This is a genomic window from Streptomyces sp. NPDC031479 (genome assembly GCF_055581065.1).
In genome coordinates, this window is record NZ_JBVIKC010000061.1 from 32,715 (window position 1) to 43,631 (window position 10,917).

General features: G+C 72.8%; 11 protein-coding genes. 5 read left to right on the forward strand and 6 right to left on the reverse strand.

Annotated elements, in window-relative coordinates:
• Positions 1–109: 109 nt before the first annotated feature.
• The 5 genes from rox (at position 110) to recX (ending at position 6,115) form a co-directional block, all read left to right on the forward strand.
• On the forward strand, positions 110–1,540 hold the full coding sequence (gene rox / locus ACZ5D2_RS37405) for a rifampin monooxygenase (RefSeq protein WP_371676376.1): 1,431 nt from the start codon (positions 110–112) through the stop codon (positions 1,538–1,540).
• A 184-nt stretch (positions 1,541–1,724) separates the two neighbouring features.
• Positions 1,725–2,927, forward strand: a complete 1,203-nt coding sequence (locus tag ACZ5D2_RS37410; RefSeq protein WP_371676375.1) for an esterase/lipase family protein — start codon at positions 1,725–1,727, stop codon at positions 2,925–2,927.
• A 185-nt stretch (positions 2,928–3,112) separates the two neighbouring features.
• A complete protein-coding gene (locus ACZ5D2_RS37415; RefSeq protein ID WP_468935780.1) occupies positions 3,113–4,180 on the forward strand; it encodes a DNA polymerase III subunit beta family protein in 1,068 nt (355 codons plus the stop codon).
• Between the two features lie 249 nt (positions 4,181–4,429).
• A complete protein-coding gene (gene recA / locus ACZ5D2_RS37420; protein ID WP_371676373.1) occupies positions 4,430–5,539 on the forward strand; it encodes a recombinase RecA in 1,110 nt (369 codons plus the stop codon).
• Between the two features lie 3 nt (positions 5,540–5,542).
• Positions 5,543–6,115: a recombination regulator RecX gene (recX, locus tag ACZ5D2_RS37425; protein WP_371676372.1), complete on the forward strand. Its 573-nt coding sequence runs from the start codon at positions 5,543–5,545 to the stop codon at positions 6,113–6,115.
• A gap of 248 nt (positions 6,116–6,363) precedes the next feature.
• Here recX and ACZ5D2_RS37430 read toward each other — a convergent pair whose 3' ends face one another.
• The 6 genes from ACZ5D2_RS37430 to ACZ5D2_RS37455 all read right to left on the reverse strand — a co-directional run bounded on the left by ACZ5D2_RS37430 (position 6,364) and on the right by ACZ5D2_RS37455 (position 10,797).
• Positions 6,364–6,753 carry a rhodanese-like domain-containing protein gene (locus ACZ5D2_RS37430; protein WP_468935785.1) on the reverse strand — a complete coding sequence of 130 codons (390 nt, stop codon included), beginning with the start codon at positions 6,751–6,753 and terminating at the stop codon, positions 6,364–6,366.
• A complete protein-coding gene (locus tag ACZ5D2_RS37435) occupies positions 6,750–7,301 on the reverse strand; it encodes a cupin domain-containing protein (protein ID WP_371676370.1) in 552 nt (183 codons plus the stop codon). The genes ACZ5D2_RS37430 and ACZ5D2_RS37435 overlap by 4 nt, the downstream gene beginning before the upstream one ends.
• A gap of 76 nt (positions 7,302–7,377) precedes the next feature.
• Positions 7,378–7,464 carry a putative leader peptide gene (locus tag ACZ5D2_RS37440; protein WP_311318651.1) on the reverse strand — a complete coding sequence of 29 codons (87 nt, stop codon included), beginning with the start codon at positions 7,462–7,464 and terminating at the stop codon, positions 7,378–7,380.
• A 32-nt stretch (positions 7,465–7,496) separates the two neighbouring features.
• Positions 7,497–9,095, reverse strand: coding sequence for an FAD-dependent monooxygenase (locus ACZ5D2_RS37445; RefSeq protein ID WP_371676369.1), 1,599 nt, complete (start codon positions 9,093–9,095; stop codon positions 7,497–7,499).
• Between the two features lie 152 nt (positions 9,096–9,247).
• Positions 9,248–10,126 carry an amino acid ABC transporter permease gene (locus tag ACZ5D2_RS37450; protein ID WP_037688914.1) on the reverse strand — a complete coding sequence of 293 codons (879 nt, stop codon included), beginning with the start codon at positions 10,124–10,126 and terminating at the stop codon, positions 9,248–9,250.
• Positions 10,123–10,797, reverse strand: coding sequence for an amino acid ABC transporter permease (locus tag ACZ5D2_RS37455; protein ID WP_100660863.1), 675 nt, complete (start codon positions 10,795–10,797; stop codon positions 10,123–10,125). The genes ACZ5D2_RS37450 and ACZ5D2_RS37455 overlap by 4 nt, the downstream gene beginning before the upstream one ends.
• Positions 10,798–10,917 lie beyond the last annotated feature (120 nt).

Below are 10,917 nucleotides of genomic sequence, written 5' to 3' on the forward strand. Positions count from 1 at the left end.
TCGACGTCGGCGGGGCCGGCCCGTTCCGGGCGGACTTGCGGCAAGGCCCGGTCGGTGCCGCAGAATCACCCATCGAAGCTATGACCTGCACGAACACAGGGGGAATGCAATGATCGACGTGATCATCGCGGGTGGTGGACCGACCGGGTTGATGCTGGCCGCCGAACTGCGGCTGGCCGGGGTGCGGACGGTCGTGCTGGAGAAGCTGACGGAGCCGTCCGGTCTGTCCCGGGCGCGCGGGCTGCACGTGCGCAGCGTCGAGGTGATGGACCAGCGCGGCCTGCTCGACCGGTTCCTGGCACACGGCGAGCGCTTCCAGGCCGGCGGCTTCTTCTCGGCCATCATCAAGCCGTGGCCCGACGGGGTGGACACGGCGCACCCGTACGGTCTCGCCATCGAGCAGACGGTCACCGAGCGGCTGCTCACCGAGCGGGCCGTGGAACTCGGGGCCGAGATCCGGCGCGGCGCCGAACTGGCCGGGCTGGCGCAGGACGAGGACGGGGTGGACGTCGAACTGGCCGACGGCACGCGGCTGCGCTCGCGCTTCCTCGTCGGCTGCGACGGCGGCCGCAGCACGGTGCGCAAGCTGCTCGGCGTCGGCTTCCCCGGCGAGCCGACCAAGGTCGAGACGCTGCTGGGCGACGTGGAGCTGACCGCGGAACCGGCGGAGCTGGCCGCCGTGATCGGGGAGATCCGCAAGACCCACGTCCGGTTCGGCGCCGTTCCCCTGGGCGGCGGGGCGTACCGCGTCATCGTGCCCGACGGGGGGCCGGTGCAGGACCGTACGACCGCGCCGACCTTCGCGGAGTTCACGGCGCGGCTCCGGGAGTTCGCGGGCACCGACTTCGGCGCGCACTCGCCGCGCTGGATCTCACGGGTCGGCGACGCCACCCGGCAGGCCGAGCGCTACCGGGTCGGCCGGGTGCTGCTGGCCGGGGACGCGGCGCACATCCACCCGCCGACCGCCGGGCAGGGCCTCAACCTCGGTGTCCAGGACGCGTTCAACCTCGGCTGGAAGCTGGCCGCGGAGGTCAACGGCTGGGCGCCCGCGGGGCTGCTGGACAGCTACCACGACGAACGGCACGCGGAGGGCGCCCGCGTACTGCACAGCACCCTCGCGCAGGGGGTGCTGCTCGGGGCGGATCCGGCCGCGCGGGCGCTGCGGGAGTTCGTCTCGCAGCTGATGGACTTCGAGGTGGTCAACCGGTACGTGACCGAGCAGATCACCGCGGTCGGGGTCCGCTACGACCTGGGCGAGGGGCACGACCTGCTCGGGCGGCGCATGCGGGACGTGGAGCTGAAGCAGGGGCGCCTCTACGAGCTGATGCGCGGCGGTCGCGGCCTGCTGCTCGACCGGACCGGCCTGCTGTCGGTGGCGGGCTGGGCGGACCGGGTCGACCACGTCGTCGATGCCGGCGGGGAACCGGACGCGCCCGCCGTGCTGCTGCGGCCGGACGGCCACGTGGTGTGGGTCGGTGCGGACCAGGAGGGCCTGTCCGTCCCGCTGCGGCGCTGGTTCGGCGCCGCCATCACCGGCTGAGTGCCCGGGGGATGGAACGGGCGAGCGATGAGAACAGGCCACGGGCACATGCCAGGGGCACTAAACCCATTCCGTGGGTGCTCCATCAAATGTGGTGAACCTTGCAGGTCAGAGGAGTGAAGCGGCCGAATCGCCCTCCATGATGACCTCGTCTCCCCCCACCCCTCCCCCAAGGAGTACGACCATGTCCGAGACGGCCGAGCCCAACGTCGGTTCGTTCACCCTCGGCGGTCCGCTGACCGCCGAACCCTCCGCTCCGATCGACGTACCGGAGCACGAGGAGTGGATCCTTCCGAACGGCTTCGCGTGGGTCTTCCTCGGCGAGGGCAACCGCCACCTCACCCGGCCCGTGATCATGGCCGACGGCTTCAGCCTCGGCCGCAGCAAGCTGGAGGTCCTCTACCAGGGGCTGGAGAGCGGCTTCCCGTTCATCAGCGAGCTGCGCCGGCGGGGCAGGGACGTGATCCTGCTCGGCTTCGAGGAGCGCACCGCGTCGATCCTCGACAACGCGCAGGCGGCCGAGGCGGCCATCCAGCGGGCCGTCGCCGAGCAGGTGGGCGAGACCCGCCTGGTCGTCGGCGGCTTCAGCATGGGCGGCATCGTCACCCGCTACGCGCTCGCCAGGCTGGAGACGCTCCGGATGGACCACCGGACCGGGCTGTACTTCTCCTACGACAGCCCGCACCGCGGTGCTTCCGTCCCGGTCGGGGTGCAGGCGTTCTCGCACTTCATCCCGTTCCCGAACGACTTCGCGAGGCAGATGAACAGCCCGGCCGCGCGCCAGATGCTGTGGCAGCACTACGACAAGGACACCGGCAAGATCGGCGTCGCCCCGGAGCGCACGGAGTTCCTGGCCGCCCTGGAGCGGGTCGGCGGCTGGCCGCAGATCCCGATGAAGATCGGCGTGGCCAACGGCCGCGCCGACGGGGTCGGCCTGCCGGACGTGGGACCCGGCGAGGTCGCGCTGCGGATCGACCGGATCTACCCGGGCACCACCTTCTACACCCAGGCCCAGGGCGACGACGTGACGGTCGCCTACCTCAACCGCAGGTTCCCCAAGGCCGAGAAGACCATTACGACCAGCGGCTTCCCGGAGATGGACGGCGCGCCGGGCGGAACCCTGCACACGTACGGGATCCTCGCCGAGGCGATGGAGAAGCTCGGCGGCAAGGCGGACCTGCGGCACGAGGACGTGTGCTTCGTCCCCGCGGTCAGCGCGGTCGCGGTCCGCGACGTCGAGGAGCAGGACGACCTGTACGCGCGCATCGACGCCATGAGCCCGGAGGAGAGCGAGCTGGACGACTTCCGCTGTTCGTCCACGACCACCGTGCACACGGCCATCACCGAGGAACTGGCCGTCTGGATCACGGACCGCCTCCCCGACTGATCCCCTCCGCGCGCCCACCGGGGCCGCCGCCCGCCCCCACCCGGGCGGCCGGCGGCCCCGCCGTGCTCCGTGGAAGGTGGCTGACCGGTGGGGATCACTCCGGTGCGTCATCCGTATGGGGCAGCCGGAGCCGTATTGACCCTCGACCTTGTGCAGGGCCCAGAGTGCCGGGTGTGGAGAACGACATGCGCAGCATCGGCGAGATGGCCCGCGACAGTGGCCTGGGCGTGAGTGCCCTGCGGTTCTACGACCGTGCCGGTGTGCTGGTCCCGGCCTGGGTGGATCCGGTGAGCGGATACCGCTGGTACGGACCCGAGCAGCTCGAAGAGGCCCGGGTGCTGGCCCGCTTGCGCCGGGCCGGGATGCCGCTGGCGGACATCCGGCTGGTGCTGGCCAGCTGGTCCGGCGCGGACACCGACCTGGTCCGGAAGCTGCTCAAGGCACACCTGCGCCGCATCGAACGAGGGCTGTCCGATGCCCGCAGCGAGTTCTCCGCGCTCCAAGCACTACTCGGTCACAGGGAGAACGCCATGACTTCGCTCCGCATCGCCGCCGTCCGGCTGTCCATCGCCGCGCCCGAGCTGGCAGCCGCGCTGGACACGGTCCGTTTCGCGGTGAGCACCGACCCGGAGCTGCCCATGCTCGGCGGTGTCCTGTTCGACATCGAGGGGGAGAGCCTCCATGTCGTGGCCACCGACCGGTACCGCATGGCTGTCGCGCGGGCCGGCGTCGCCGGGCACGACGGGAGCCGAGTGCAGGTCATCGTGCCCGCCCCGCTCGTCGACGCGATGCGGGCGCTGTCGGACGGCGAGGGACCCGTGCGGCTCTGCGTCGACGGTGGCCGCGTGACCCTGGAGGCCGGGGACAGGGAGGCGGCCGGTCAGTGCCTTGACCACGACTTCCCCGACTACCGTCGTCTCCTGCCGGCGGCCGGCGGACGCCGCGCCCTCGTCGAGGTGGCGGCCTTCCGGAAGGCCCTGGAGACCGGTCCTGTCCGTGCGGCCGAGGCGGGAGCGCCCGACCTCAGCGTGCTCAGGGTGGAGGGCGGCGGCGTGGTGACCCTCTGCGCGGACAGCGACGACGACCCGAACCGCGTCGCGGTCAACCGTGAGTTCCTGCTGAACGCGCTGGCCGCCGGAGCCCGGGACCGGCTGTTGCTGGAGCTCGGGGCCCCGACGGCGCCGATCGCGATCCGCCGGCCCGACGACGAGGGCACCTTCTCGATCCTGATGCCGGTCCGCCTGGAGGACTGACTGTACGTCCGCCCCGATCCGGCCCGCTCGCCCCATCGGACGCAGCCGGATCAGGGGCCGGCGAACCCAGGCCGGCGGCGCCGCTCAGCTGCGCGCGGCGCGCAGGGGAGGGGGCCGCTTGACAGGAAAATCGAACATCCATTCTGATGGGTTATCCACAGCCGGAACGGGTGTGGGAGCGCATTGTCAGTGGCAGGCGTTAGCGTCAATGGCGTGAAGCGATCGACTCAAGCAAACCGGGTGGAACCCATGGCAGGCACCGACCGCGAGAAGGCTCTCGACGCCGCGCTCGCACAGATTGAACGGCAATTCGGCAAGGGTGCGGTCATGCGCCTCGGCGACAAGCCGAACGACCCCATCGAGGTCATCCCCACCGGGTCGACCGCTCTGGACATCGCCCTCGGCGTCGGCGGGCTGCCCCGCGGCCGTGTGATCGAGGTGTACGGGCCGGAGTCCTCCGGTAAGACCACCCTCACCCTGCACGCCGTGGCCAACGCACAGAAGGCCGGCGGCACCGTCGCCTTCGTGGACGCCGAGCACGCGCTCGACCCCGAGTACGCCAAGGCCCTCGGCGTGGACACCGACAACCTCATCCTGTCCCAGCCGGACACCGGCGAGCAGGCGCTGGAGATCGTCGACATGCTGGTGCGCTCCGGCGCGCTCGACCTGATCGTCATCGACTCCGTCGCGGCGCTCGTGCCGCGCGCGGAGATCGAGGGTGAGATGGGCGACTCGCACGTCGGTCTCCAGGCCCGCCTGATGAGCCAGGCCCTCCGCAAGATCACGGGCGCGCTCAACCAGTCCAAGACCACCGCGATCTTCATCAACCAGCTCCGCGAGAAGATCGGTGTGATGTTCGGCTCGCCCGAGACCACCACCGGTGGCCGCGCGCTGAAGTTCTACGCCTCGGTGCGCCTGGACATCCGCCGCATCGAGACGCTCAAGGACGGCACCGACGCGGTCGGCAACCGCACCCGCGTCAAGGTCGTCAAGAACAAGGTCGCGCCCCCCTTCAAGCAGGCCGAGTTCGACATCCTCTACGGCCAGGGCATCAGCCGCGAGGGCGGCCTGATCGACATGGGTGTGGAGCACGGCTTCGTGCGCAAGGCCGGCGCCTGGTACACGTACGAGGGCGACCAGCTGGGCCAGGGCAAGGAGAACGCCCGCAACTTCCTGAAGGACAACCCCGACCTCGCCAACGAGATCGAGCGGAAGATCAAGGAGAAGCTGGGCGTGGGTGTCCGCAAGGACGCCGCCGGCGACGAGCCGGCCGCCGCATCGGCCGACTCCGCGGCCGCCGTGCCCGCCCCGGCGTCGAAGGCCAAGACGTCGGCCAAGGCCGCCGTCGCCAAGAGCTGACCCGTGCGGGAGCAGGAGAGGGGCGGCGCGAGCGGCGGGCGTGAGGGCCGCCAGGAGCTGCCGCCCCAGAGTCCCGAGGAGCAGGCGCGGGCGATCTGCCTGCGCCTGCTCACCGGGATGCCGCGGACCCGGCGCCAGCTCGCGGACGCCCTGGAGAAGCGGGGCATCCCCGAGGAGGTGTCGCAGGAGGTCCTCTCCCGGTACGAGGAGGTGGGCCTGATCGACGACGCCGCCTTCGCGGGGGCCTGGGTCGAGTCCCGGCACCGCGGCCGGGGGCTCGCCCGCCGGGCGCTCGCGCAGGAGCTGCGGACCAAGGGGGTGCACACCACCCTCGTGCAGGAGGCGCTGGAGCAGCTGGACTCCGAGCAGGAGGAGTGCACGGCCCGGGAGCTCGTGGAGCGCAAGCTCCGCTCCACCCGGGGCCTGGAGCGGGACAAGCGGATCCGGCGCCTCGCCGGGATGCTCGCCCGCAAGGGGTACCCGGAGGGCATGGCCCTGCGGGTGGTCCGGCGCGCCCTGGAATCGGAGGGCGAGGACGCCGACGACCTCGGGTACCCGGGGGGTCCCGGACTCTGAGGCCCGGGTCCTGAGTCCCGGGTCCCGCGACCTGGGCGTCTGCAACCCGGGCGTCCACGACCCGCGCGTCCGCAACCCGGGGCCGAGACCCCGGGCCCCGAATCCCCGGTCCGAGAGGGCCTCGGGTCCGAAACCCGCGTCCGAGACCGGGTACCCGGAGCGGCTCGGAGATCCGTGGGGTGGCCTCGGGCCGCCGGGCTCCGGACGGAGCCGGGGCGGCGGCCCGAAACCGATGGGGCGGCCCGGCGTCAGGCGGGAACGACGGGGAGGCCGGCCGCCTTCCAGGCCTGGAAGCCGCCCGTCAGATCCGTCGCCCGGTGCAGCCCCAGGGCGTGCAGGGAGGCCGCGGCCAGCGTGGAGGCGTACCCCTCGTTGCAGATCACCACGACACGGAGGCCGTGACCGGTGGCCTGCGGGAGACGGTGGGAGCCCTGCGGATCGAGCCGCCACTCCAGTTCGTTGCGCTCGACGACCACCGCGCCGGGGATCAGCCCGTCCCGCTCGCGCAGCGCCTGGTAGCGGATGTCCACCAGCAGGGCCCCGTCGAGGAACGCCTCGTGGGCGGCCCGCGGTGCGATGCGGGTGTAGCCCGCGCGGACCCGTTCCAGCAGCTCGTCGATGCCGACCGGGGCGCTCACTGCCAGTCCGCCGGGCGCTCGACCTGCTCCAGGGTGAGGACGGGTCCGCTGCGGCCGTAGCGGCGGATCAACGGCAGCGGCGGGTAGTAGGCGTGGACGGAGATCGCGTGCCCGTCCGGGGACTCGTTGAGGACCTCGTGGACGTGGTGCTCCCCGAAGCCGCGTCCCGCGCCCGCGGCCAGGGTGCGGCTGCGGTCCACTCCGGGAGCCAGCTCCAGGCTCTGCCAGCCCTCCGAGGGGAGCCGTACCGCCAGGGAGCGTTCGGTGAGCCGGCCCCGCGCGGTCGCGAAGGCGCCCCGGGACTCGGCGTGGTCGTGCCAGCCGGTGCCGGTGCCGGGAGGCCAGCCGATCAGCCAGGCCTCGCTGCCGCCCGGACCGTCGAGCCGGATCCAGGTGCGGCCCTCCGGATCCAGCGGCAGGGAGTCCACGACCGCCGGGTCGGCGGCGGTGCGCAGGGCGAAGGCGAGGAGATCCGCCGCAGTCGGCGCGGCGGTGCGGGCAGGGGCGTGCGCGGGGGCCGGAGCGTGCGTGGGCGCGGGGGCAGACATGCGATGACCGTCCTGGGGGTTCGCGAAAGGTGCGCGCGGGCCCGGAAGGGCACGGGGCGCGCGGAGGGAAGGCGAATCAGCAGGAAGGGCGACACACGCAGCCCGCGTAGCGGAGCAGGTCCATGTGGACCCTCCGCCACAGGCGTACGTCGTTGCCGGTCATGTCGGTGAGTGAACCACGCGTGCCCGGGAGCGTCAATCGATCACGGCTGTGGGCGTGGTGGAGGGAGCGGGGGAGGGAGCCGCCGCGGGGGCGCCGTCCGGGGCACCGGCCCGGACCGCGTCCGCCGCCTTGTACAGCTCCGCCGGACGGACCCCTGCGAAGGTGGCCGCCAGGTGCCCGTCGGGCCGGACGAGGAGCACGGTGTGGGCCGGAGCCCCCGGGTAGGAGTCCGCGACCAGCAGCTCGGTACGGACCGGGAGGGCGCTCACGGCCGCCGCGAGCCGGGGCATCAGCCCGGCGCTCTGCCAGTGCCGCCGGTCCCACACCCCGGTGCCCGGGGCGACGAGCAGGACCAGCAGCCGGCCCCGCCCCAGCAGGTCACGCAGCGGCACGGTGGCCCCGTCGGGTGCCGTGACGGGTACGTTCGCCACCGGACCGCCCGGCTCCGTCGCCGTCGGTACCTCCCGTACGGCCACCGGCGGGGCGTACACCGGCTCCGCGCCGAGCGGGCCCCGGCCCAGGTGCCCGTCGGTGAGCAGGGCCTCGGCGGAACGCGCGGATCCGGGAAGCAGGGTGCGCAGGCCGCCGCCGCCCCGAAGGGCCGGCAGGGACTGGTCGGCGGCGCGCAGCCGGGCGGCGACGGCGGTGCGCCGCTCGCCCTCGTAGCTGTCGAGCAGGGCCTCGGAGGCGCCCTGGTGCCAGGCCAGGGCCAGCTTCCAGGCGAGGTTCTCCGCGTCGCGCAGCCCCTCCTCGACGCCCTGGGTGCCGAGCGCGCCCAGGAGGTGCGCCGCGTCCCCGGCGAGGAAGGCGCGGCCGTCGCGCCAGCGCCGGGCGAGCCGGTGGTGCAGGGTGTGCACCCCGGTGTCGATCAGGTCGTACGGGGGAGTGGTGCCCCCGCACCACCCCGCGAGGGTGTCCCGGATGAGGGTGACGAGGGCGTCCGGGGTGACCAGCTCGCCGCGTGCGGCCAGCAGCCAGTCCAGCCGCCAGACCCCGTCGGGCAGCGGCCGGGCGGTGACCTCCTCGGGCCCGGACGGCGGGTTGCGGTGCAGCAAGGCCTCGCCGGGCCAGGGCAGTTCGGCGCGCAGCGCGGCGACGGCGTGGCGTTCCACGGCGGTCCGCCCCGGGAAGCGGATGCCGAGCAGCTTGCGCACGGTGGAGCGGGCCCCGTCACAGCCGACGAGGTGGCTGCCGCGCCACCAGGTGGCTTCGGAGCCCCGGGTGTGCGCGGTGACCCCGCGGCCGTCCTGCTCCAGGGAGTCCAGCTTGCAGTCGGTGACCAGCTGGACGAGGGGGTGCGCGGCGGCGGCGTCGCGAAGGCCGCGCGTGAGGGCGTGCTGCGGGAGGTGCAGGGGCGCGGGCCCGTCCTCGAAGGTGATCCGGCGCATCTCCTGACGGCGCCGCATGGTGCGCCAGGCCGCGAAGTGCGCCCCCTCGTCGCGCAGGGTGGCGCAGCCCAGCCGGTGCACCATCGCGGCGGTGTCGCCGTGCAGGACGACGGAACGGGCGGGCCGGGGTTCGTCCTTGCCGGGCCCCTCGTCGAGGAGGACGGAGGGTACGCCGTGGCCGGCCAGGGCGAGGGACAGGGACAGTCCGACCGGGCCCGCGCCGACGACGATCACCGGGTCCATGGCAGGGCTCCCGATGTCCGGTATGTGATCACAGAACGTATGCAACCCACTGGAGGTGCCTGCGTCAAGTGACACCCGTCCGGACGTAGCGGTGTGGTGCGGCGGAAGACTCCGCCGCACCACACAGGTTACGTCTTGTCGCTGACCCGGCGTCAGACCGCCTGGCCGGTGGCCATGTCGCTGACCTCACCGGCGCCGACCACGGCGCCGGTGCTCTTGGTGGACTTGCGCAGCCGCCCCTCCAGCCAGGAGGCGAAGCTGGTGAGCGCGAAGTTCACCGCGATGAAGATCAGGGCGATGACCACGAGGGTGGCGATGGTGTTGCTGTAGTTCGCCGAGACCTGCCGGTTCGCCGCGAGCAGTTCGGTGAGGCCGAGCAGCGTGCCGCCGAGCGCGGTGTCCTTGAGGATCACCACGAGCTGGCTGACCAGGGCGGGCAGCATCGCGGTGACCGCCTGCGGGAGCAGGACGTAGACCATGGTCTGGCCCTTGCGCATGCCGATCGCCTTGGCGGCGTCGGTCTGGCCGCGGGGCAGGGAGAGCACGCCCGCCCGGAGGATCTCGGCGATTACCGACGCGTTGTACAGGACCAGGCCGGCCACGACCGCGTACAGCGGCCGGGAGTCGGAGGGCACCTCGGTGAACTGGACGAAGAAGGCCGAGCCGAAGAGCATCAGCATCAGCACCGGGATGGCGCGGAAGAACTCGACGACCGTGCCGACCGGGATGCGCACCCAGGCGTGGTCCGAGAGCCGGCCGATGCCCAGCAGGGCGCCCAGGGGCAGGGCTATGACCATGGAGATGGCCGCGGCCTTCAGGGTCACCAGCAGGCCGGGGATCAGGTAGGTGGTCCAGATCCGGCCGTCGGTGACGAAGGGGGTCCACTTGTCGGCGTCGAGCTGGTGCTTGTCCGCCATGGCCGACAGGACCCACCAGGCGAGGAGGCCGAGCAGGACCAGGAAGACCCCGGTGTAGATCCGGTTGCGGGCTTTGGCCTTGGGGCCCGGGACGTCGTACAGCACGGAGCTCATCGCTTCACCGCCACTCGCTTGGCCACCCAGCCCAGCAGCAGCCCGGTGGGCAGGGTCAGCAGACAGAAGCCGAGGGCGAAGATCCCGAAGACGGCGAAGAGCGCGTCCGCCTCGTTCTCGACCATTTCCTTCATCAGCAGGGCCGCTTCGGCCACGCCGATGGCCGCCGCCACCGTGGTGTTCTTGGTGAGCGCGATCAGTACGTTGGCGAGCGGGGCGACGACCGCCCGCCAGGCCTGGGGGAGCACGATCAGGGTGAGCACCTGCGTGAAGCTCAGCCCCAGCGCGCGGGCGGCCTCGGCCTGGCCGACGGGCACCGTGTTGATGCCCGAGCGCAGCGCCTCGCAGACGAAGGTGCCGGTGTAGGCGATCAGTCCGAGGACCGCGAGCCGGAAGCCGGTCTCCTTGAAGGTGCCGCCGCCCAGCGTGACGCCCATGGTCTGGTTCAGCCCCAGTGAGCAGCCGATGATCAGCAGGGTCAGCGGCGTGTTGCGGACCAGGTTGACGTAAGCGGTGCCGAAGCCCCGCAGCAGCGGGACCGGGCTGACCCGCATCCCGGCCAGGACGGTGCCCCAGATCAGGGAGCCCACCGCCGAGTAGAGGGTGAGCTGAACCGTCACCCAGAAGGCTCCGAGCAGGTCGTACTGCCCGGAATCAAGAAAGTCGAACACGTTGCCCTGCGCTCTCCCCAGAGTGGCCGGTGGGGGGGGGGGGGGGGGGGGGGGGGGGGGGGGGGGGGGGGGGGGGGGGGGGGGGGGGGGGGGGGGGGGGGGGGGGGGGGGGGGGGGGGG